The sequence below is a fragment of the Pedobacter sp. T50_32 genome, assembly GCF_057652195.1.
In genome coordinates, this window is sequence record NZ_JBYFBY010000011.1 from 69835 (window position 1) to 91717 (window position 21883).

Consider the following 21883-nt stretch of genomic DNA (forward strand, 5'->3'; position numbering starts at 1 on the left):
ATTATTCTGTGAGCCTGCCAACATATCTACATGGTTTGTTGGTTTCTTCAAAGCAAACAAGTACACAATTTCGTGGATATTACCTTAATCAATCAAAACCACATGAATATTGAACAAAAACATATTGCACAACATAACGATTCGTTAATATCTGCCCATAATCGAAAGCTAGCGTATCTAAAGGAAGATTTTCCCCAGCATGATTTAGAAAGAGCAATACAGAAACTGGTGGATTTTCAAATTGCTATTCCAAGTTGGGCTCTTGGGACGGGGGGAACGCGTTTTGGGAGATTTTCCATCATCGGCGGCGAGCCAAGAAACATCGAAGAGAAAATTGAAGATGTTGGATTGCTGCACCAGTTGAATGCTTCTAGTGGTGCAATATCACTTCATATCCCTTGGGACATTCCACAGGATGTGGCAAAGATAAAGGAGATCGCTGGTCGGTTTGGTCTTGCCTTTGATGCCGTGAACTCAAATACGTTCCAAGATCAGCGAGATGCTGCCCACAGCTATAAATTTGGTTCGCTGCAACATGTAGACAAAGCGGTAAGGCAACAAGCTATAGCCCACAACATAGAGGTAATTAAGCAGGGCGATAAATTAGGGTCAAAAGCGTTGACGGTATGGCTGGCAGATGGTTCTTGTTTTCCAGGACAGCTTAATTTTAGAAGAGCCTTTGAAAACACCTTACAGAGCTTGGAAGAAATATATGTACAATTGCCGCCAGACTGGAAAATGTTTGTAGAATATAAGGCCTTCGAACCCAACTTTTATTCCACCACTATTGGAGATTGGGGACAATCCTTATTATTAGCCAGTAAATTGGGTAATCAGGCATATACTTTGGTTGATTTAGGTCATCATTTGCCCAATGCAAACATCGAGCAAATCGTTTCCTTATTGCTAATGGACGGTAAACTGGGAGGCTTCCACTTTAACGACTCTAAATATGGAGATGATGATTTGACCACGGGCAGCATTAAGCCTTATCAGCTTTTCTTAATCTTTAATGAATTGGTAGAAGGAATGGATGCAAGAGAAATGAACCACGCTAAAGACTTGGGATGGATGATTGATGCCTCCCATAATGTAAAAGACCCTTTAGAAGACTTACTACAATCGGTAGAGGCAATAATGCTTGCTTATGCGCAGGCACTAATGGTGGATAGACCAGCTTTAAATAGTGCCCAGCAACGGAACGATGTGGTACGGGCACAGGAGATACTTCAGCATACTTTCAGAACAGACTTTAGACCCTTAGTTGCCGAGGCAAGATTGCGAGCGAATGCCGCTTTGTCGCCATTGGCACTTTATAGAGATTTGGATTATCGCAATCAATTGATTCGAAAAAGAGGTAAGAATACAACCTCTACAGGACTTTAGCGCATGGCGAACAAAAGGAAAATACCTGTAGTGGCTGTTTTCGATGTAGGTAAGACCAACAAAAAACTGTTTTTATTTGATGAGCACTACCGAGTAGTTTTTGAACGTTCAGCACGCTTTATAGAAACGGTAGATGAAGATGGAGAACCCTGTGAAAACCTCGAAAGTTTAAGGCTTTCGGTCTTTGAATCCCTTAAGGAGATATTCAGTCATCCCTTGTTTGATGTGAAAGCAATCAATTTTGCTTCCTATGGTGCCAGTCTGGTGTATATTAATGAGGAGGGTGAACCCTTAGCGCCGTTATATAACTACTTAAAACCCTATCCAGAGAAACTTAAACAGGAATTTTATCAAAAATATGGTGGAGAAATAGAATTCGCATCACTTACGGCCTCTCCGGTGTTGGGCAGCCTTAACTCTGGGATGCAGTTCTATCGTCTCAAAATGGAAAAGCCAGAGATTTATGCACAGGTACAATATGCCTTGCACCTGCCTCAGTACCTTAGCTATCTGATTAGTGGCGTAGCCTATACCGATAAAACGAGTTTAGGTTGCCATACCAATCTATGGAATTTTGATAAACAAGATTATCATGCTTGGGTAACTGAAGAAGGAATATTGGAAAAAATGGCTCCAATAGTTTCATCAGATCATGTTACTTCGGTTATTTTTACGGGAAGCAAACATGCCGTTGGAGTGGGGCTGCACGATAGTTCCTCGGCTTTAATACCTTACTTGGTGTCGTTTAAAGAACCTTTTGTACTGCTTTCTACCGGAACTTGGTGTATTAGTTTGAACCCATTTAATCAACAACCTCTCACCACGGATGAGCTGTCTAATGATGTTCTTTGTTACATGCAATATCAGGGCATTCCTGTGAAAGCATCAAGATTGTTCTCGGGATATAATTATGAACAACAGATCAAGCGTATTGCTTTGCATTTTAAAACCGATATTACAGCATTTAGGAATGTTGTTTTTCGTCCAGATTATGTTGCTTTGTTATTGGAAAAATACGGGAATAAAGTTAATATTAACTGGAAGGAGCTTCAATTCGCCAGCAGGGACCTAAGTGCTTATGAAAATGTATGGCTTGCCTATCATCATCTAATGATGGATTTAGTAAGTCAACAATACCACTCTACCCAATTGGTGGTAGTTGGCACCAATGCTAAACGTATTTTTGTCGACGGCGGTTTTAGCCGAAACGTGGTATTTATGAATTTATTAGCCATCACTTTTCCAAAGGTGGAAGTATATGCAGCTTACATGCCTCAAGCTACAGCTATGGGTGCTGCTTTAGCCATACACAAAAGCTGGAATACCCAGCCATTGCCAAATAATATCATAGACCTTAAGCTATACACTCCAGTTCAAATAAAAGTAAATTCATGAATTTAGATTATAACCAATCTTATCCCGGTATAGATGACCTAAGAAACAGAGCCAAAAGTAAGATTCCTCGTTTTGCCTTCGAATATCTAGATGGCGGCTGTAATGAAGATGTGAATTTATATCGCAATACCGCAGAGTTGCGTAATATTCAGCTAAATCCTATTTATCTTAATGAGTATACCGGGGTAGATATGAGTACAACTTTGTTTGGCAAGACTTATTCTGCTCCATTTGGGGTGGCTCCAGTTGGATTGCAGGGCCTGATTTGGCCTAATTCACCAAATATTTTGGCAAAGGCCGCACATAAGCATAATGTCCCCTTTATACTCAGTACGGTAACCACCAGTGCTATTGAAGATATTGCAAAAATTACCGAAGGCAATTTTTGGTATCAGCTTTACCATCCGGCAGAAGAAAAACTGAGAGATGATATTATCCGAAGGCTAAAAGAAGTAGAATGCGATGTTTTAGTTATTCTATCTGATGTGCCAACATTTGGTTTCAGACCACGAGATATCCGTAATGGATTGGCTATGCCACCGCGTATGACTTTAAACAATATTGTTCAGATTATGGGTCGACCGCATTGGGCCTTGCAGACTTTAATACACGGCACACCTTCTTTTGCTACCATGAAACCTTATATGCCAAAGGGCTTAGATATGAAACAACTAGGGGCTTTTATGGATAGAACATTTTCTGGGAGATTAAATAGAGAGAGAATAGCTGCCATTAGAGACCAATGGGAGGGTAAATTAGTTATTAAAGGAATTGCCAGTGCTGAAGATGCACAGCTTGCTATTGATTTAGGGCTAGATGGTATTATTGTTTCCAACCACGGTGGGAGGCAATTAGACGCGGCGGAATCGGCTATAAAATCGTTAACGGATTTATTGCCATTTAAGGACAAGATAACTATGATGATGGACAGCGGGATTCGTTCTGGAGCAGACATTGGTAGAGCATTGGCTGCTGGAGCAGATTTCACTTTCTTAGGAAGGACATTTATGTATAGTGTTGCTGCACTTGGTAATCAAGGAGGGCAACATGCCATGGCAATTCTAAAAAGTCAATTAAAACAGGTAATGGAGCAAGTTTGCTGTCAACAGGTTTCTGGTCTTACAAATCGGAAAGTTTGAAAACGAAAACTATTACTGACAAGTAATTCTAGGACGAGACAGTAAGGAAAAGCCTGGAAATAGGAGGGGAATCTAAACCACGAAAATGCCGAATAATAACTAGGTCATGGCAAATATTGCAAAGTTTTTAAGTTTAATACTTCCAAAAGATCAGATAAAGACCAACCTAATAGATTTGGTATCTTATGCATCAGATGCAGGCTTTTATTGCTTACGTCCTAAAGCAGTGGTATTGCCAAAATCGGAAGAAGAGATAATCAAGTTATTTGATTTTTCTAGAGAACATCAAATACCCTTGGTATTCCGGGCTGCCGGTACCAGTCTGTCCGGCCAGGCCATTACAGATGGAATACTTGTTGACCTTAGCCAGCACTGGGATAAAATACAGGTAGAAGGCAATGGGGCATTTGTAAGGGTTCAGCCCGGAGCGATCGGATCCGTAGTCAATGCCCATTTGAACAAATATGGCAGAAAAATAGGACCCGATCCCGCTAGTATAAATTCTGCGATGATGGGAGGTATTTTGTCAAACAATGCCAGTGGAATGTGCTGTGGGGTGAGTAATAATTCCTATCATACCATAAAATACATTCGTTTCGTCTTGCCTAATGGTAAAAGCTATAGCACCGAAATTGGTATCGATTATGAGCGTTTTAAACAGGAATGTTCTATCCTCTATCATCAATTATTAGCGTTAAGATTTCAACTCATAAAAAGGACCGAAATATTCGAAAGGATAAGGAGCAAATATCGTACAAAAAATACTTTAGGGTATTCGATAAATGCTTTTATAGATTTTACGGAACCATTAGATATTCTTGCCCATTTATTGATAGGGGCGGAGGGAACGCTAGGATTTATAGCCGAAGCGGTGATGGAAACAATTCCAGATCATCCAACAAAATCTACGGCGTTATTATATTTTACAGATATTTGTTCGGCCTGCAAAGCTATAGTCCCATTGACTAGATCAGGTGCGGCTGCTGTTGAATTAATGGATAGGGCATCGCTTCGGTCTATCGAAGATATTTCGGGGATACCGGCCATTATCAAAACACTTCCAGAAACAGCGGCCGCATTGCTCATAGAGTATCAGGGGGAAAATTCTTTAGAAACACAAACAAAGATTGATAGCTTCCTTTCGATAGTTGCCCAGTTGGAACTGTTAAACGAAGCTTCGTTTACTTCGATCCCCCACGAGCAAGCATTACTATGGAAAGTACGGAAAGGAATGTTCCCTGCTGTTGGGGCGGTGAGAGCAAGCGGAACAACGGTGATACTGGAAGACGTAGCGTTTCCCGTAGAAAAATTAGGGGATGCAATAATAGATTTACAGGGGCTGTTTGGAAAATATGATTATCAAAAGGCGATTATCTTCGGCCATGCCAAAGATGGAAATATTCATTTCGTCGTTACTCAATCTTTTGACACCAAAGAGGAAGTGCAAAGATATGCCGATTTTTTAGATGAAGTGGTGGAACTGGTTGTAAAGAAATATGACGGGGCTCTAAAAGCTGAACACGGAACAGGGCGCAATATGGCACCATTTGTAGAAACTGAATGGGGCGGCGAGATTTATCAGATCATGAGATCTTTAAAAGAGTTAATAGACCCAGAAAATTTTTTAAATCCTGGTGTGATCATCAATCCAGACAAAAAAGCTCATATTTCAAACCTTAAAGAGCTCCCAAAAGTAGAGGAAGAAGTAGACCGTTGCATGGAGTGTGGTTTTTGTGAACATAAATGTCCCAGCAGAAACCTTACCCTAACGCCTAGAAGAAGAATTGTGATAAGACGAGAACTACAGAAGTTTAAGCGCCAAAATAATAGAAAGGATTATAAGACATTGTTAAACGAGTACCAGTATCATGGACTTGATACCTGCGCTGTAGATGGACTTTGTGCAACGGCATGTCCGGTAGATATAGATACCGGCGATCTGGTAAAACGTCTACGTAGGGAAAATCACTCGGTAATAGCAAATAAGATCGCATTGCAAACAGCGAAACATTTCAAGGCGGTATCAGGAATCATAAGGTTCGCATTGGCCTCTGGTATACTTGCCAATAAAATAATTGGGGGAAAAACCATGTTCCGTTTTACCAAGGGCATAAGGAAAATAGTGCCATCCTTTCCGTTATGGTCAAGCCAGCTAGCGTTGGCAAAGGCCATTCCACAGACAAACGAAAAACAAGGCCTAATGGCTAAGGTTGTGTACTTTCCGACATGTATTTCCAGGATAATGGGCGATGTGGACAGAGATGAAAAAGGAGTGATGCAGTTATTTTTGGATGTTTCAAAAAAGGCAGATATCGCAGTGATTATTCCAATGAGTATACAGACACAATGCTGTGGGCAGATCTATTCGTCAAAAGGGTTTAAAGACGCTTACACATACACCGTCAATAAAACCATCAGTGAATTGTGGGAAACGACACAAGGGGGAAGATATCCTGTAGTGCTGGACATTACTTCCTGTACCCAAACGCTGACCAATTGTCGCCCTGCATTATCATTAGTAAACAAGAAGAAGTTTGATGCGCTAAAGATTATAGATAGTTTAGCTTATTTACATGATTATATCATGCCCAAAGTCAGGATATCAAAGAAAAAATCCCGTATCGTTTTACATCCTGTATGTTCATTACAAAAAATGGATGGATTGGATAGAAGATTTACGGCAATTGCGAAACATTTTGCGGACGAAGTAATGCTGCCTTTGTTCGCTGGCTGCTGTGGAATGGCAGGTGACCGGGGCTTTATCTATCCCGAATTAACGAAGTCGGCAATGCTTTTGGAGAAGGACGAAGTCTGTTCGTCAAAAGTGTATGAAGGTTACTATTCCTCTTCTAAAACCTGCGAAATGGCACTTTCAGAAGCAATAGGCGAAAATTATCAGTCTATACTAAAGTTAGCTGATGAATGTACACTCTAGGAAAGTTAGCTATTGATAGTGGAGTTGCTACCTTTGAGTAGAGACCTTTATGTAGCAGATTTGAAATGTAATTTTAAATTTGACTTATATGAAACACAGAGTATTTGATGATGAGTTCAAAAAGATGGCCGTTGAGCTGTCCAAGGTAAAGGGATCTGTAAAGGAAGCCGCACATGAACTAGGTTTGGATGCCTCCAGGTTGAGCAAATGGCGCAACAATCCTGCATTCAATGGAGGTAAGATAATGATGGACAAACCTGGTCTGAGCGAAGAACAACAGGAGATACGAAGGTTAAAAAAGGCGCTCAAGAATGCAGAGCTGGAACGTGACATCCTAAAAAAGGCAGTGGGCATCTTCTCCAAGGGAGACGGGGGATATACGGATTTATAGCCCAGAACAGGGCGGTCTATCCCGTTGGGAAGATGTCGGAGATATTTGGGATCAGCAGCAGTGCCTATTACAAATGGTCAAAAGATCCGATAGGATTTTGGCAGGGCCAGAATTCTGAACTGTTGGCACGGCTCAAAGAAGTCCATTCGATGAGCAAGGGACGTTATGGTAGCCCACGTATCGCCAGGGAGCTTCAGGCATCAGGATCAGAGCTTCACGTCCACGCATCGCCAGACTAATGCAGAGAAATGGGATAAAGAGTATTATGAAGCGTAAGTACCGTGTGACCACCAATTCCGACCATCTCTACCCGGTAAGCGAAAACCTGTTAATGCGGGACTTCAGCACCAAGGGTATAGGAGAGAAATGGGTCAGCGATATCACCTATATCCGTACAGGTGAAGGCTGGCTATACCTTACGGCGATCATGGACCTGGCAGACCGTAAGATTGTGGGCTGGAGCATGGACAGCAGTACGACCGCTACCTCTACGATCGTAGCGGCATGGAAAATGGCTATACGCAACAGGCCTTTGGATGGCGAACTGATATTCCATAGTGACCGGGGCATACAATATGCAAGCCATGAATTCCGTAGATGCCTAAAAGGGATGCCGGTATTGCAAAGTATGAGCAGAAAAGGAAATTGCTGGGACAATGCAATTGACGAAAGCTTTTTTAAGACTTTGAAGACAGAGCTGGTATACCATACCAGATTTGAAACCAAGGCTCAGGCCAAACTCGAAATATTCGATTACATCGAGGTTTGGTACAATAGAAAAAGAAGGCATTCAGCATTGGATTACAACACTCCGCAACAAGTCGAGCAGAACATGGCTAGGAAAAAAACACAAGCTGCATAAAAGGTCTCTACTTTTCTATTGCAATTCCAGTAAAGGTTGTTGGCTGAAATTCTAAAGACTTATTTAACTGCTCTAAAGGTGTCGAACTATGCTTTTGCTTCGCAAAAGATGCTTCTGAGGGGAAAGCCGTTTTAAGTATTGGACCAGGAAAATTGAAATTCAGGAAGATTGCTATCGGAATGAAAAGCAAAAATATCAGACAGTGTGGATAGTTTGGGAACGGAATGCGTTGGCTAGTTTTGCCGAAATCTACACTACTGCACTGAATATACCTGGTTACAATTGTATATTTATCGATGATCCCATACAGTCTATGGACAGTGTAAATATTCTATCGACTATTGATTTATTGCGGAGCATAGTACTGAATTATAACACACAGATAATTCTATCTACTCGTGACACTACATTTTTTAATTTATTAAAGAAAAAAATGCCATCCAAGTCTTTTAACACGAAATTTCTGGAGCTTGAAAGTGTAGGTAAAGTGAAAAAAGCGTCATAGAAATTTATTATCCACCAAAAAAGGTAACATACAAAGATAAACAAGGGTGCTTAATTACGCCCTTGTTTCTTCCAGGGGTGGCGTATCGGCAGCAGAAGATATTTTCAGGGCCCATCTAAGACTTCATTATAAAGATAAAGCTACAGAAAAACCTTTGGCCTTATGGGAAGATATGGCTGGTGAAAATGTAGATTATGCCGAAGAGTGGTTAAGGTTAAATTTCAAGTAAATATTGTTTAAGGTTTTGGATATACTTAAGATTCTACTGAATTCGGCTCCAAATCCAAATCGGCAATTCTACGTACGTCAGCTAGGAAATGGTTCGTGAAACGTACGCTTAAGCCCACTTCCTAAAGCCTTGCAGAAATGCAGGGCTTTTTTTATTTGGTTAAATTCTGGTTGTTATAATGATGAACAGCTAAAAATGCCTTGTCATAATTGCAAGCTGTTATTTAGGTAAGGCTTAATGCGACAATGCCGCAAAGTATAAGCGCACTGGCAATGATCCTTCGTTTTCCGTCTTTTTCATTGAGTGCCTTCGACCCCATGAACACCCCAATGAGTATGCTGGTTTCCCTTGCTGGGGCAATAATGGTAAGTGGTGCTAATTTTAATGCCTCTAACACTAAGATATAGGCGGCAGGGCTAAGTACAGCTATGGCTAAGATACTCCACTTGTGGTCATGAAATTCTCTCTTTATTTCTCCTGCTTTACCCATAATAAAAGGGATGAGCAATATTATGCTAAAGGCATTGGAAGAAAATGTAAGTTGTAGTGGCGATAGCTGATAACTCTTAATGGCAATTGCATCGTTAAGCGTATATAATGCAATGAATAATCCTGTTAAGGTTCCCCAGAATACGCCAGCTTGTATCTTTTGATCTCCCTTTTTAAATTTTAGTCCGGTGATTACGAGTACGCCGGCAAGGATGAGTATTAAACCTAAAGCTACATTATATCGAAATGTTTCCCTTAACACGAAGATAGCTGCTATTGACGAGAGCAACGGGCCAGAGCCACGAGCAAGGGGATAGACTACGGAAAGGTCGGCTTTTCGGTAACCTTTCTGTAAGATTAGGAAGTAGGCGATGTGAAGAATGGCGCTGCTGAGCGAGAACCAAAGCATAGGCTCAGAAAATTGGAACTTCTCGTTAGTAGCAATGTGGTGCATCAGGAATGGTAGGTAAACTACGGTACTGCCAATGTACATTAGCCAAACGAAAGGTACCTTCCCATTGGCTTTTTTAGAAATTAAATTCCAAATGGCATGTAAAACGGCAGCACTTAATACCAAGAAAAGCACATAGAGTGTCATATAGCAGGCAAAATAAAGAAAATAGCTTGTATTTTAACCTCACTATAGCGTAGAGAAATACCACCAAGGGTGGTGTTATGAAGGAACTAGAAAAGCTTCTAGTTGTGCGGTTTTAGTGCTTGAGTTGCGATAGGTCTATACCGAGTTCGGAGAAACCCTTTGTTCCCTTTTCTGTAATGAAGAGCTCTTTTTTGTTCATTTCGTCTTTAAGGAGCCAGCCTTTGGCTACAAAGTTTTGCAATAGCAACTCGCCCAGTTTTCCACCAACATGCTCGTAACATAGCTTCGCATGTTTTTTTCCAGTTACTTCGTTCATTTGGATCTTTTTTCTCAAAAGTAGGGTTGATTTAACAATTTGAGAATGATGAAGGTCATGTCGCATTACGATCATTATCAGTTTGATGTTACTAGGAGCACAGGTGTCACGCATGCGCTAGCAGCGGATGGTATTAGCGTTTGGAAAGCTTTGTTTTGGAAAAGAATTTAAGTGGTGGTTTAGAACACTTAAGCCTGGAGAGATATGGGTAGAAAAAAGAAATGGAGATACAACCGAAGTCATATCCCCATCATCTAAATTAACGCTCTCACAACAAAGGTAATCAACCTGATTGAGTTTGCAAAAGAGTATCGGTAATTTTACCAAATGTATCGATGAAAAGGTGTTTGATATGCTATTTCCTGCGCCATGTAGGTTGCCTGAGATAGCAGCATTTATTTATGTTAGATAAACCCGGTTGCAGCGGATACCGGCCCTGCGCATAAGGCCTCGCAGGTGTATGAGCGTAAAACGGGACTGGCACAGCCTAAGGATTGTTAGTATTGCTTTGCAAAAAAAAATAATAGGGAGTAGCCTATTGCCTAAATTTATTGAACTCCGAAAATTTGGGAAGGCAATGGGGAAACTACGCGATTTTTCCTAACAGGCATAAAAATTTCCTATGCCTGCCGAAAAGTATATATTTGTGATTAGATCAATGATATCCTTGCGAAGTTTCAATTCTTTATTTGGCCGCTACTACCGTACCGCATTTAGCATCATTTGCCTGGTGCTGATTTTTATTTATAGCAAGCAGCATAGCTACATCCTTTTCCATACGCTTGTAGAGCTTTTTTCTATTGTTATTGCTTTCGCCGTTTTTATTGTGGCCTGGAATTCTAGAAAAATGCAGGATAACAAATACCTGCATGTGATTGGTATTGCCTATCTGTTTATTGGCGCATTAGACCTGCTGCATACCCTGACTTTTTCGGGGATGAATATAATTTCGGTGCCGGGGTATCCTGCCAACCAATTTTGGGTAGCTACGCGTGGCATGGAGGCGCTGATTTTTCTGGGCGGTTTTTTAATGATGGGGCGCAAGCAAAAAATTAATACAGAGCTGCTTTTTCTTTTATATTTTGTGGTTGCATCGCTAATTGCGATGAGTATTCTGGTATGGCAGATTTTTCCGGTCTGCTTTGTTGAAGGAGAGGGTCAAACGCACTTTAAGGTGATAGGCGAGTACATTATTATTGCGTTGCTGCTGGTCAGTTTATTTATGCTTTATCGAAGACGCAGCAATTTCGATCGCAAAGTTTATCAGCTTCTTTCTGGTTCCATTGTATTTGCCATTTTAAGTGAAAGTTGCTTTGCGTCTTATACATCAAACTGGGGTGCGCTAAACGAATGGGGGCATTATGGTAAATTGATTTCCTTTTTTCTCATTTACAAGGCAAATGTGCAGATGGCTTTTGAGAAGCCTATGGGAAGTATTTTCCGCGACCTTAAAGCCAGTGAAACTGAATACAAGACATTGGCGGAGAACCTGCCTGGTCTGATTATGCGTTTTGACGAAAATCTCAATTGCACCTATATTAACCAGGATATCCGTAAGACACCGACATTTGCCGGTACTGATGTAGACGCACTGAACAAAAGGATTTGGAATGAGCTGCAGCATGCGCTAGTGGAAAGAAAGCCTATTGCAGGCGAATTGGAAATGGGTAGCGAAGACGCCCGATCTTATTATGCTTATCAGATTATTCCGGAGATTTTTGATGAAGATTCTGAACGTAGACTTCTGGTGATTTTTAGAGATATTACCGTTAGTAGACAGGAGAAACTTTTTCTTTCTAGCTTATTGGATACCATTCCGCAGCAGGTGTGGACGGCCAAGGCCGACGGTACGATTGATTATGTTAATGGCGTTATTATCCGAGATTTTGCTGTAGACCCAAATTCGCCTTTTACTGGAGGATGGCAGCCCTTTGTTCATCCCGATGACTTGGAAGAAACTTTTAGGACATGGACATATTCGTTTAGAACTGCTTCTGAATTTAATGTGCAGTATAGATTGAAGATGGCAGATGGTCAGTACCTTTGGCATTTGGGCCGTGCCGTGCCTATTATGGAAAACGGCGAGGTAAGCCTATGGATAGGTACCAATACCAATATCGACCTGCAAAAGAAAGGGCAGGAACAGCGTGATGAGTTTATTTCTATCGCTTCGCACGAGCTAAAAACACCGTTAACGAGTATTAAAGCATTTAACCAACTTTTGGCCAAGACGGATGATCTGTCTAAAGCAAAATCTTTTCTGCAAAGAGTAGATAAAGCTACTACGAAATTGGAACGGTTAATTAATGATATGCTAGATGTGAGCAGGATTAATGCTGGTAGGCTACAGTTTGATAAGTCTGTTTTTAATCTTAATGAGCTGTTGCAAGAATGCTGTGAAAATCTTCAGTTAAGCGTAACTAGCCATCGGATTATGTTGAAGGAAAGCGAAACTGTTCAAGTATTTGCAGATCGTTTTAGGATGGAACAGGTGATTAGCAATTTGCTCAGTAATGCCGTTAAATATTCGCCGCAGGCAGCTATAGTGTCTGTTTCGATGAGAGTAGAGCAGGAGGGCGTTATTGTTGCTGTAGAAGATCATGGCATAGGTATAGATAGCCAAGAACTTGAAAAACTTTTTGATAGATATTACCGATCTGATAATGCTGCTGAGCGCTTTGGCGGCCTTGGTTTGGGGCTTTTTATCTCCTCGGAGATTATTAAGGCGCATCAGGGTACGTTTTGGATTGAAAGTGAGCTTGGGGTAGGCACTACGGTTTATCTTCGTATTCCATTAGGAGAAACAGGACCTGCAACTACTACCATCGCGAAAGGAAGGAGCTACCGTAACGAATACCTTAGCATTGATTGTAATGACGAGCAGGGATGGATGGAAGTGAACTGGACTGGTCATCAGCATTTTGAAAGTGTACAAAACGGTGGATTGCAGATGGTAGAGATACTCAAGTCATCGGGACTTACCAAAGTGCTGAATGATAATAGGGAGGTGCTGGGTAACTGGTCGGAGGCCTCGGACTGGGCAGGGAAGGTTTGGTTTCCGATGATGATTGAAGCTGGTCTTCGAGATTTTGCCTGGGTTTTTTCGCCAAGTATCTTTGCGCAGCTTGCCGCTCAGAAAAGTGTTGACGTATCGGATGGTAAGGCTAATGTTCGCTTTTTTTACGATATGGAAGAGGCCAAACGTTGGTTAGCAGAGGTTTAGTCAGGATCTTAAAAGGTTTGCTGAATTTCTACAATAAAAATGAAAACAACCCCGATACTAAAGTTCGGAGTTGTTTAGTTTCTAAATCATAACTGTTTCAAAGGTGCTATTACCTGGCGTGTCTTTCGCTTCGGCGGTAATTTTAGTGCCTGCCAAGCTATTGTTTAGCGTAGTAGCATTGTAAATCCAATAGATGTTGGTTTCACTTAGTATAGCCATACCGCTTTCTAGCAATGTATCGGCAGCATCATAAATGCTAAGCTTTACTTCTGTAACCCTAAAATTGTCTATGGCTCTTACCTTGAGCTGGTCGCCGATTTGACCTTGATAGTAGGTGGTTTCTATTAAAGTGATTTCTGGTGCTTTACAGTAATCTGCCAGGGCTAGGTTGTAGACTGATGTGCCCGGTTTTGCAAAAGCTTGATAATCGGCTGCTAAATTTGGGTTGCTGATGACACCCTTTGCATAAACAACCGCCTCCCTAAATTTTTGCTTTACCTCAATTTGTTTTTCGGTATACACTGGGTTTTCTGGTCTTCTCGGTCTTTTGGCGATCACCGTTTGGTTATTACCGAAATTTTTGAATACCACTAGATTGCCCACTTTGCCGCGGGCACCAAACATTACTTCATTGTTTTCTGACTTTGCCATTTTTTCTGTTTTTAAATTGTGATGAATAATTAAAATTTACACTTCTTGCCGAGTGCTTGATGTAAAGTTGGGGATGGAAAAAATAGGGCTTGTCGGTTTTGGCGGGTATGGGTGTGTTATGCGTTATTTGTGTGGTTTTGTCGTTTGGGTGTTGTGGTTTACCGTCGGTCTAGGCTCGGTCTACCGTTGGTGATACGTTTGGAATGTTTTAGGTTTTAACTTTTTTCATTAGTGTTAGCTTTGTGTCTTACTTTTTTCATATTTGTTATTTTGTTTTCATTGGTACTCAAGCTTTCGCTTCGCTCAGGTTTGACCGCAAAAAGTAACAAAAACTCTCGGTTGCTTATTTTTTCTTTCAAAGTTAGTACTTCGGCTTATTGGTGCGATCCGAAAAATAAGAGACCGAAAAAAAGTAGAACGGAGATGTTTTGCTTGGGCTCTAGATGTGATTGAAGCAAGATGCCTAGCCTATCTAGTGTTAGGAAGATTAGCCGATTTTAGTAGAACGAAGAGGTTTTGCTTGGGCTTGAGATCTTGCCTAACCTACTATTTATGTCATGTGAGCATAAGGTTTACATTTTGTACTTATTTTAACGTGAGTTTGTGTGTTTTTAGTTGTCTATCAGAGTTTTATTTGTTTTGTCCGCGGAAAGAGTTCAATAAAAGCTGATGCTGATCACGCAGTAGCTGCGAAACAAATTCATTTCAGGGTCAGTTAGGCTAGATTAACAACCATAATTCACATTAATGTTATGAATAACTCCTAAAGTTTGAGCTAGCATATTTGTAATATTTTGATGCGTTTATTGCAGAAATGTAAATGGGGTTTTGGATGCTATTGCGGAGTTGATAATGGCTGTTCGGATGGTGTTTGTCAATCTGCTAAAAGTTTAAGAATGCTTGCTCACATTTTGAAGATGAGGTAAATTTGTTTTTGTTGAATTACTAGTGAATATCATTTTACCAATGAAAATCTAATTTATGAGCGGGCCATTACATCGTTTATTTTTTTATACTGCCGATCTTAAACTGCTTACAGGCAAGAGCGAACGAACCTGCCAGCGTGTTTTGCAGTTGATTAGGGATTGCAACGGACTGCGGAAGCACCAACCTATTACTGTTTTTCATGTGAGCGATTATTTAGGGATTTCCTTAGATAAGTTGCTGCCGTTTTTGAGGTGAATGTGATGCGTTAGTTGCGATACGCTTGCAAGTATCCACATTGCTGAACCTAAGCCGGAAAAAGGGGGCTACGTAAATAATCTATTTCAAAATCAGCTTCAAGACATTAGATAGAATTGGATTATGGTCGTCTGCTCGCCAATTAAGGTACAGATCTGTTTTAACTGGCAGTTTAATAAATCTTAAGCCAGGGCTTTCGTGGTAAGAGTAAGAGTCGGGCAATACAGCTATTCCAAGACCTTTTCTAACTAAAGCGATAATAGTGGAGCCAAATTCCGAATGTAGGTATACATCTGGCACAAAATCAAAAGCACTAAATAACTCCTGAATGATATGACCGTAACTACTTCCTTCATCAATGGTTGGCAAAATGAACTTTTGTTGAGTGAGTGTTTCTTTTGTTAAATCATCTAGTGTTTGAAAGGGATGATTTTCGGGTATTACTAATGCTAGATGATCAGTGTAGATCTTTTTAGATTTGATACCAGATGCGTTGTTGATATCTCGGGTAATTGCTAAATCGATCTTGTAATTCCTTAAAAACTCCCGCTGATTTTCGTATAATACTTGAACCAGTTCGATTTGTAATTTGGGGTAATCTTTTGCAATGCTAGCCAAAATATCGGGCATAATAGAAGCAGAGATAGAATCGGGATGGGCAATTTTGATAGTGCCGATTTCTCCCAAATGGATTTGTTTTGCAAATTGATGTATGTATTCTATCTCGTTTAGCTCTACTTCCCATTTATCTTTTAAAAAGCGCCCAGCAGGAGTTAGTTTCACATTTCTTTTGTTGCGCTCAAATAACATTAGGCCTAGCTCGTTTTCTAAAGATTGAATTTGCCTGGTTAATGCAGATTGCGTTATATTCATTTTCCCCGCAGTATTCCAATAATGGAGTTCGTCTGCTAACGTTAAAAAATATTTGATCTGTTGTAAATCCATTAATGCAATTTAAGCATTAATAAATGATAAAATAGCATTTTACTGCATTTGTTTAGAAGGTAGATTTGCATCATGAAAAATATAGCAATAGTTCGTGCAACAACGGCCGATGTGTTACAGCTTCAGGATATTGGAAGAGAAACTTTCTCGCAAACTTTCTCAGCTATCAATACAGCGGAAAACATGACAAAATATTTAAGTGAAAGTTTTTCTGAGAAACAAATGCAAACTGAGTTAAACAATTCTTTATCGCAGTTTTATTTTGCAAAGGCTGACGAGCAGGTTGTAGGTTATATGAAACTGAACATAGGAGAGGCACAGAAAGAAAATCCAAATGAAAATGCGCTTGAGATAGAGCGGATTTATGTATTGAAAGAATTTCATGGAAAAAAGGTAGGTCAGTTACTTTACAATAAAGCCATTGAAGTTGCCAACGAAATAGCGGTAGATTATGTTTGGTTAGGCGTTTGGGAAGAAAATTTTAGAGCAATTGCCTTTTACACTAAAAATGGTTTTGTGAAATTTGGTCAACATGAATTTGTGTTGGGGGATGATAAACAAATTGACCTTTTGATGAAACTAGAATTGGATAAATAATACTCTACAAATGAACATTAATATACGTAAAGCGGTTGAGGCAGACAGTGAAAAAATTTGGGTGCTGATGAAACAATTAGCTGTCTTCGAAAGATATATTGACGGTTTTGCCATTACACCAGAAATTGTAAAAGAAAGTGGTTTCCATAAAAATCCGCCAGATTTTTATTGCTTGTTAGCAGAAGATAGCAGTGCTGTTGCTGGAATTTTGGTTTATTATTTTTTGCCTTATACCGCTCAAAATAGGCCAGCAATTTATATGAAAGAACTTTATGTAGATGAAAAATATAGAGGACAAAAGATTGGAGAACAATTAATGCAAGCTTTGAAAGCAGAAGCTTTAACGCATAACTGCGTACAAATCAAATGGACAGTTGCAACGTGGAACGAAGCAGGTCAGCGGTTTTATGAAAGATTGGGTGCCAAAGAGAACAATGATTGGTTAAACTATGAAATGAACTTATAGTATTCTTGATTGTAGATGGAAAAGAAAAACCTTTTACTAATTTTATTGATATTTGGAACTGCATTTTGGGGTATTTCTTTTTCTGTAACCAAGTTGGCTATGGGGGAAGGCTCTACATCTACTTTCCTTTTTTATCGTTTTCTATTGGCTACGTTGGTACTCTGTTTCATCTTTTGGAAACATTTGGTTAAAACGACATTGGCGGATATTAAAACAGGCGCCTTATTGGCTGTGCCATTGTTCTTAGGTATTCATTTGCAAACCTTAGGCATTAAAGAAACAAATGCATCTCAATGTGCTTTCATTGCGGGTATGACAGTTGTTATTGTACCTATGCTTAAGCTGTTGTTTTATCGTAAAGCAGCTCCTTTTAAAATTTGGATAGCCGCAGTTATTGCTTTAACAGGTTTGTTCATCATATCTATCAATAACCAATTGAGAATTAGTACTGGAGATATCTATACGTTAACTGGCGCATTTGGATTTGCTATTTATTTAATTGCGGTAGAAAGGCAAGCAGCGATCAAAAACCTAGTGCCAACCATTATTCCTATGTTTGCCACTTGTGCATTGCTCACTTTTGGTTTAGCCCTAGGTGATGATCAAGCGAATTGGCGGCCTGAAGCCAATACTTTTTGGATTGGTATTTTATATTGCGCCATTTTCTCAACGGCTTATATGTACTCTATCTCCAATATTGCCCAAAAATACATCAGTGCAGAGCGAGTAGCGGTCATCTATCTTTTTGAGCCAGTATTTGGCGCATTGGCGGCTTTCTTTATTCTCAACGAAAGCCTCTCATGGCGATTACTTTTAGGTGGCGGACTTATCTTCTTGGCAACCATTGTTTCTGAAGTTAATTTTAAGAAACGAGCTAAAAAGATATCGCTGATAAATTAGAAATGGTTAAGCCTAGTATTCGGTTTGCAGACCTTGTTTCTTTAAGTAGATTTATTGATCCTTTTGAACACTTAAGCCAAAGGGGTGGTAGTTAACAACGTATTTAAGAACACGGGGCCGAGGTATAACTTCAGCCTTTTTACTTACTGAAATTTTCTATATTTATAAATCAAATAAACGCTACTCGACGTCGTAAATATCTACTGTTCTGTAATGATTGGCGCCATAAGATGGCGTATAGGTTAGCGGTAATTTTGAGAAAACCATATTCTGATCACCTAACAATGATAACAAAAATGAATAGACGTGGCGCAGTGGGAGCATTGCTTGACATATATGAACAGGCAATTTCAGACTTTAAGAAGAGTATTGGGGATATTCCAAACAATGTTTTGACGACCATCATAGACCCAGAAACAAGTGACGGAAACTGTAAGTCTATACAAACAATTCTATCTCATGTTGTAAGTTGTGGTTATGGCTATACTACCAGTATTTATAACTTGAAAGGACACAATGTTAAAAGACCGGATAAGGTTTTTCATCTAACCATTGAGGAATATATGAAAGACTTGACCAATGTTTTCACATACACCCAAAACATTTTTGCAGAGATTAAAGACAGTGAGTTAGAACAATTCGACAATTCACTAAAGATCAAGACAGCGTGGGGACAGTTGTATGATATAGAACAATTAATAGAACACGCTATTGTCCACATTCTTCGGCATAAACGACAAATTGAAAAATTAAAGCATAGAGGAATTGAAATATAAGCTACCGCTAACATGGCTTTTGCGTTAGGCGGGGTGACGTGCAAACTTTGAGCTTTTAGTGAAAAATTGAACTTTGTGCTTTGAAAATGCAAAGCCCGAAAACGTTAGCGGTAATTTTCCCAGACCGTGCAACTAACAAAGAAAAATAATGAAACTGACAAATAATGAAAGTCAAAAAATTAGAAATTGATAATCTTATAACTGAAAGATTAATACTCATTCCATTCACAATTGACATTTGTAGAAATATTTTAAACAATGATTATAGAGATTTAGAAGTCTTGAAGTTGAAAAAAGGTAAAAGTTGGCCAGACGCAGACGTTTTGGACACACTACCGAGAATAATTAACAATTTAAATAAAGTAGAATATCCAACGGGTTATGAATCTTGGATGATTATTAAAAAGGAAACTTCTGAAATAATTGGTGATTTGGGCTTTAAAGGATTTAATAGTGAAGAAGAAAACATTGATTTAGGATATGGTATAATTAAAGAAGAAAGACGAAAAGGTTATGCGGAAGAAGCAGTAAGTAAAATAATAAAATGGGCTTTCTCAAACAAAATTGTAAAAGAAATAACCGCAAATTGTTTAACAGAAAATGTGAGTTCTATAAATCTATTGAATAAATTTAATTTTATAAAATTGAAAACAGAAGACGATATGATTTATTGGAATTTAAGTAATCAAAACAATTAAAGATATATAAAAACTACTGCTAACAAGGGCTTTGCAACAGTGGATTTAAGTATTTCAATTGAACATTTCCCTCGCTAGCGCACGCCTTTGGCGTGTGACAAAAAGTTAATAATTTCAATTAATGAGCCGTAAATACAAATTCCAAGGGTTTAATAGATATTACTTATTTATGATGATTTCTAAATGCACACGCGGCACGCGTGCGCCAGCAGGGAGTAGGGGAGGTTGCTGGTTTGGAGATATTTTAGTTAATAAATAACCGTTCGAACGATAATTAAGAGAAGACTTGATTTTCGATGAAATTTCTATATCAATAAATTAACATTCCGATTTCAAACGTTTTAAAATCACTGAACGTAAATGCGCTTCATGTGTGTCGCCCCAATTTCCTAGCGTAGCAATTACAGGAATTAGCGTTTGGCCAAACTCCGTTAAACTATACTCTACTTTTGGCGGTACTACAGGATAGATTTTCTTGGTAATCAAATCATGGTCTTCCAGTTCCTTTAACTGAATATTAAGCACCCGTCTTGTAGCATCTGGAATTTTTCGTTGCAGTTCACTCGGACGTTGATGGCCTTGGTTGATAAACCATAACAAACGAATTTTCCATTTTCCGTAGAGCACTTCTCCAATCAAATCTAAACCACAATTGAGGTTTGGCATTACCTTTCTTTCGTACATCAAACAAAATTAAAACTATGTTCCAAATTGTGCAATAGGGGAGAAATTTATCTCTATCCGAATCGTAACTCCGTACTTGTGAGAAGTATACATAAGTCTGAATTTTGTCCTAAACAATTAGACGATGAAACAAGATTTTAATTTCAATAATGAGTTATCGGGCAAAATTGCCTTAGTAACGGGCGGCACCAAGGGAGCCGGAAGCGCCATTGCAGAAAGGCTTTTACAAGCTGGCGCAACAGTTATTATTACTGCACGAAATGCGCCTGAAAAAGAGAACAGCAACTTGCATTTCATTTCTGCCGATTTAAGCCAAGCTGCAGATGCACAAAAAGTAGTGAAGGAGGTGCTATCAACTTATGGAAGGCTAGATGTTTTGGTAAATAATCTTGGTTCTTCAGTTACTCCTGCTGGTGGTTTTGCCGCCTTAAGCGATGAAGATTGGGTAAGCACCCTACAAGCTAATCTGCTTGCTCCTGTAAGACTGGATAGGGGATTTTTACCGCAAATGATTGAGCGAAAAACTGGTGTGATCATTCACATTGCTTCCATTCAAGGTAAACTACCACTTTATGATTCTACCTTGCCTTATGCGGCTGCAAAAGCAGGATTGATCAATTACAGTAAAAGTCTATCTAACGAGGTTGCACCAAAAGGTGTGCGTGTACTTACGGTTTCGCCGGGATGGATCAATACTACCGCATCGAAAGCTTGGCTGGGCGAAATTGCTAGAAATGCAAATAGTACTGTAGAAGAGGCGCAACAAGGTGTAATGGATGCTTTGGGAGGAATACCTTTTGGCAGACCTGCCGAACCAGAAGAAGTAGCAGAATTAGTTGGTTTTTTGGTTTCGCCAAGAGCTAATTATTTAACAGGGACAAATTTTGTAATAGATGGTGGCACCGTGCCCACAGTTTAATCACCTTAAAATTTAAAACAATGAACTTACCGAAAGTAATAGTAGAATTAGTAAAAACACAAAACAACTTTGATAGCGCTGCTTATGCAAATTGTTTTACAGCAACAGCCGTAGTTTTTGACGAGGGGAAAACCCACAAGGGCAGAAAAGAAATAGAAAATTGGATAGCAAAAGCCAATAAGGCATACCAAGCCACCATGAAACCTCTAGAATATTCGGAAACGGAACAAACGCTAAGAACTGAAGTTTCAGGAACGTTTCCTGGAAGCCCAATTACCTTGACTTATTACTATGAATTTGAGGATGGATTAATTCAATCATTAAAGATTATGTAAACCTAGGTTAGTAGATGCTAAAAAGTCAGGAAATAGCAAGACCGAGGTGCGAACTTCGGCCTTTTTGCTTAATGAAATTTTTCTATATTTATATTCAAATAAAACGCTACTCGACGTCGTAAATATCTACTGTTCTGTAGGGATTGGTGTAATAAAGTAACGCATATATACAAGTTAGTAGCAAGGTTGGGGGTTATACTGAAAGTGGCCACCTTTTTTTACATCAAAGTGGCCACCTGTTACGCTCCAAAATGGTCACCTG

General features: G+C 39.5%; 20 protein-coding genes. 15 read left to right on the forward strand and 5 right to left on the reverse strand.

The genetic code is table 11. The features are described 5' to 3' along the window. Positions 1-102: 102 nt before the first annotated feature. The 7 genes from AC23ME_RS20810 (at position 103) to AC23ME_RS20840 (ending at position 8842) form a co-directional block, all read left to right on the forward strand. The gene (locus AC23ME_RS20810; protein ID WP_487729650.1) at positions 103-1386 is read left to right on the forward strand and encodes a sugar isomerase; all 1284 of its coding nucleotides are present in this window, start codon (positions 103-105) and stop codon (positions 1384-1386) included. A 3-nt stretch (positions 1387-1389) separates the two neighbouring features. After that, complete coding sequence (locus AC23ME_RS20815) at positions 1390-2781, forward strand: FGGY-family carbohydrate kinase (RefSeq protein WP_487729651.1); 1392 nt, start codon at positions 1390-1392, stop codon at positions 2779-2781. Continuing rightward, a complete protein-coding gene (locus AC23ME_RS20820; RefSeq protein ID WP_487729652.1) occupies positions 2778-3920 on the forward strand; it encodes an alpha-hydroxy acid oxidase in 1143 nt (380 codons plus the stop codon). The genes AC23ME_RS20815 and AC23ME_RS20820 overlap by 4 nt, the downstream gene beginning before the upstream one ends. Positions 3921-4026: 106 nt before the next feature. Further along, positions 4027-6855, forward strand: a complete 2829-nt coding sequence (locus tag AC23ME_RS20825; protein WP_487729653.1) for an FAD-binding and (Fe-S)-binding domain-containing protein — start codon at positions 4027-4029, stop codon at positions 6853-6855. A gap of 88 nt (positions 6856-6943) precedes the next feature. Further along, positions 6944-7246, forward strand: coding sequence for a transposase (locus tag AC23ME_RS20830; protein ID WP_487729654.1), 303 nt, complete (start codon positions 6944-6946; stop codon positions 7244-7246). 205 nt (positions 7247-7451) lie between these two features. Further along, on the forward strand, positions 7452-8108 hold the full coding sequence (locus AC23ME_RS20835; protein WP_487729669.1) for an IS3 family transposase: 657 nt from the start codon (positions 7452-7454) through the stop codon (positions 8106-8108). Positions 8109-8659: 551 nt separating this feature from the next. Next, the gene (locus AC23ME_RS20840) at positions 8660-8842 is read left to right on the forward strand and encodes a hypothetical protein (protein WP_487729655.1); all 183 of its coding nucleotides are present in this window, start codon (positions 8660-8662) and stop codon (positions 8840-8842) included. Positions 8843-9065: 223 nt separating this feature from the next. Here the strand turns inward: AC23ME_RS20840 and AC23ME_RS20845 are convergent, their stop codons facing one another. Then, positions 9066-9929, reverse strand: coding sequence for a DMT family transporter (locus AC23ME_RS20845; RefSeq protein ID WP_487729656.1), 864 nt, complete (start codon positions 9927-9929; stop codon positions 9066-9068). A 112-nt stretch (positions 9930-10041) separates the two neighbouring features. Beyond that, positions 10042-10263, reverse strand: a complete 222-nt coding sequence (locus AC23ME_RS20850; RefSeq protein WP_487729657.1) for a hypothetical protein — start codon at positions 10261-10263, stop codon at positions 10042-10044. A 604-nt stretch (positions 10264-10867) separates the two neighbouring features. Between AC23ME_RS20850 and AC23ME_RS20855 the strand changes: the two genes are divergently transcribed. Next, a complete protein-coding gene (locus AC23ME_RS20855) occupies positions 10868-13468 on the forward strand; it encodes an MASE3 domain-containing protein (RefSeq protein WP_487729658.1) in 2601 nt (866 codons plus the stop codon). A gap of 81 nt (positions 13469-13549) precedes the next feature. Here AC23ME_RS20855 and AC23ME_RS20860 read toward each other — a convergent pair whose 3' ends face one another. Together AC23ME_RS20860 and AC23ME_RS20865 are read right to left on the reverse strand one after the other, a co-directional pair. After that, a complete protein-coding gene (locus tag AC23ME_RS20860; RefSeq protein WP_487729659.1) occupies positions 13550-14119 on the reverse strand; it encodes a hypothetical protein in 570 nt (189 codons plus the stop codon). Positions 14120-15382: 1263 nt separating this feature from the next. Further along, entirely contained in the window at positions 15383-16246 is an 864-nt protein-coding gene (locus AC23ME_RS20865) for a LysR family transcriptional regulator (RefSeq protein ID WP_487729660.1), read from the reverse strand. A gap of 72 nt (positions 16247-16318) precedes the next feature. On the opposite strand from AC23ME_RS20865, the gene AC23ME_RS20870 reads away from it, so the two are divergent. From AC23ME_RS20870 to AC23ME_RS20890, 5 genes are all read left to right on the forward strand, one after another. Then, entirely contained in the window at positions 16319-16843 is a 525-nt protein-coding gene (locus AC23ME_RS20870) for a GNAT family N-acetyltransferase (RefSeq protein ID WP_487729661.1), read from the forward strand. Between the two features lie 10 nt (positions 16844-16853). Beyond that, positions 16854-17309 carry an N-acetyltransferase family protein gene (locus AC23ME_RS20875; protein WP_487729662.1) on the forward strand — a complete coding sequence of 152 codons (456 nt, stop codon included), beginning with the start codon at positions 16854-16856 and terminating at the stop codon, positions 17307-17309. A gap of 15 nt (positions 17310-17324) precedes the next feature. Next, complete coding sequence (locus AC23ME_RS20880) at positions 17325-18209, forward strand: DMT family transporter (RefSeq protein WP_487729663.1); 885 nt, start codon at positions 17325-17327, stop codon at positions 18207-18209. A gap of 296 nt (positions 18210-18505) precedes the next feature. After that, positions 18506-18985 (forward strand): DinB family protein, encoded by a 480-nt coding sequence (locus tag AC23ME_RS20885; protein WP_487729664.1) that lies wholly within the window; start codon positions 18506-18508, stop codon positions 18983-18985. A 164-nt stretch (positions 18986-19149) separates the two neighbouring features. After that, positions 19150-19683: a GNAT family N-acetyltransferase gene (locus tag AC23ME_RS20890; RefSeq protein ID WP_487729665.1), complete on the forward strand. Its 534-nt coding sequence runs from the start codon at positions 19150-19152 to the stop codon at positions 19681-19683. Positions 19684-20001: 318 nt separating this feature from the next. On the opposite strand, the gene AC23ME_RS20895 is transcribed toward AC23ME_RS20890, so the two are convergent. After that, complete coding sequence (locus AC23ME_RS20895; protein WP_487729666.1) at positions 20002-20367, reverse strand: winged helix-turn-helix transcriptional regulator; 366 nt, start codon at positions 20365-20367, stop codon at positions 20002-20004. Between the two features lie 124 nt (positions 20368-20491). Here AC23ME_RS20895 and AC23ME_RS20900 point away from each other — a divergent pair, with 124 nt between their 5' ends. Beyond that, the gene (locus tag AC23ME_RS20900) at positions 20492-21286 is read left to right on the forward strand and encodes an SDR family oxidoreductase (protein WP_487729667.1); all 795 of its coding nucleotides are present in this window, start codon (positions 20492-20494) and stop codon (positions 21284-21286) included. A 20-nt stretch (positions 21287-21306) separates the two neighbouring features. Beyond that, positions 21307-21621, forward strand: a complete 315-nt coding sequence (locus AC23ME_RS20905; protein ID WP_487729668.1) for a nuclear transport factor 2 family protein — start codon at positions 21307-21309, stop codon at positions 21619-21621. Positions 21622-21883 lie beyond the last annotated feature (262 nt).

Excerpts from the sequence above, each read along its gene's own strand:
- AC23ME_RS20810 (WP_487729650.1), top strand. The coding sequence starts at position 103 with ATGAATATTGAACAAAAACATATTGCACAACATAACGATTCGTTAATA.
- AC23ME_RS20815 (WP_487729651.1), top strand. The coding sequence starts at position 1,390 with ATGGCGAACAAAAGGAAAATACCTGTAGTGGCTGTTTTCGATGTAGGT.
- AC23ME_RS20820 (WP_487729652.1), top strand. The coding sequence starts at position 2,778 with ATGAATTTAGATTATAACCAATCTTATCCCGGTATAGATGACCTAAGA.
- AC23ME_RS20825 (WP_487729653.1), top strand. The coding sequence starts at position 4,027 with ATGGCAAATATTGCAAAGTTTTTAAGTTTAATACTTCCAAAAGATCAG.
- AC23ME_RS20830 (WP_487729654.1), top strand. The coding sequence starts at position 6,944 with ATGAAACACAGAGTATTTGATGATGAGTTCAAAAAGATGGCCGTTGAG.
- AC23ME_RS20845 (WP_487729656.1), bottom strand. The coding sequence starts at position 9,929 with ATGACACTCTATGTGCTTTTCTTGGTATTAAGTGCTGCCGTTTTACAT.
- AC23ME_RS20855 (WP_487729658.1), top strand. The coding sequence starts at position 10,868 with ATGCCTGCCGAAAAGTATATATTTGTGATTAGATCAATGATATCCTTG.
- AC23ME_RS20860 (WP_487729659.1), bottom strand. The coding sequence starts at position 14,119 with ATGGCAAAGTCAGAAAACAATGAAGTAATGTTTGGTGCCCGCGGCAAA.
- AC23ME_RS20865 (WP_487729660.1), bottom strand. The coding sequence starts at position 16,246 with ATGGATTTACAACAGATCAAATATTTTTTAACGTTAGCAGACGAACTC.
- AC23ME_RS20870 (WP_487729661.1), top strand. The coding sequence starts at position 16,319 with ATGAAAAATATAGCAATAGTTCGTGCAACAACGGCCGATGTGTTACAG.
- AC23ME_RS20875 (WP_487729662.1), top strand. The coding sequence starts at position 16,854 with ATGAACATTAATATACGTAAAGCGGTTGAGGCAGACAGTGAAAAAATT.
- AC23ME_RS20880 (WP_487729663.1), top strand. The coding sequence starts at position 17,325 with ATGGAAAAGAAAAACCTTTTACTAATTTTATTGATATTTGGAACTGCA.
- AC23ME_RS20885 (WP_487729664.1), top strand. The coding sequence starts at position 18,506 with ATGAATAGACGTGGCGCAGTGGGAGCATTGCTTGACATATATGAACAG.
- AC23ME_RS20890 (WP_487729665.1), top strand. The coding sequence starts at position 19,150 with ATGAAAGTCAAAAAATTAGAAATTGATAATCTTATAACTGAAAGATTA.
- AC23ME_RS20895 (WP_487729666.1), bottom strand. The coding sequence starts at position 20,367 with ATGTACGAAAGAAAGGTAATGCCAAACCTCAATTGTGGTTTAGATTTG.
- AC23ME_RS20900 (WP_487729667.1), top strand. The coding sequence starts at position 20,492 with ATGAAACAAGATTTTAATTTCAATAATGAGTTATCGGGCAAAATTGCC.
- AC23ME_RS20905 (WP_487729668.1), top strand. The coding sequence starts at position 21,307 with ATGAACTTACCGAAAGTAATAGTAGAATTAGTAAAAACACAAAACAAC.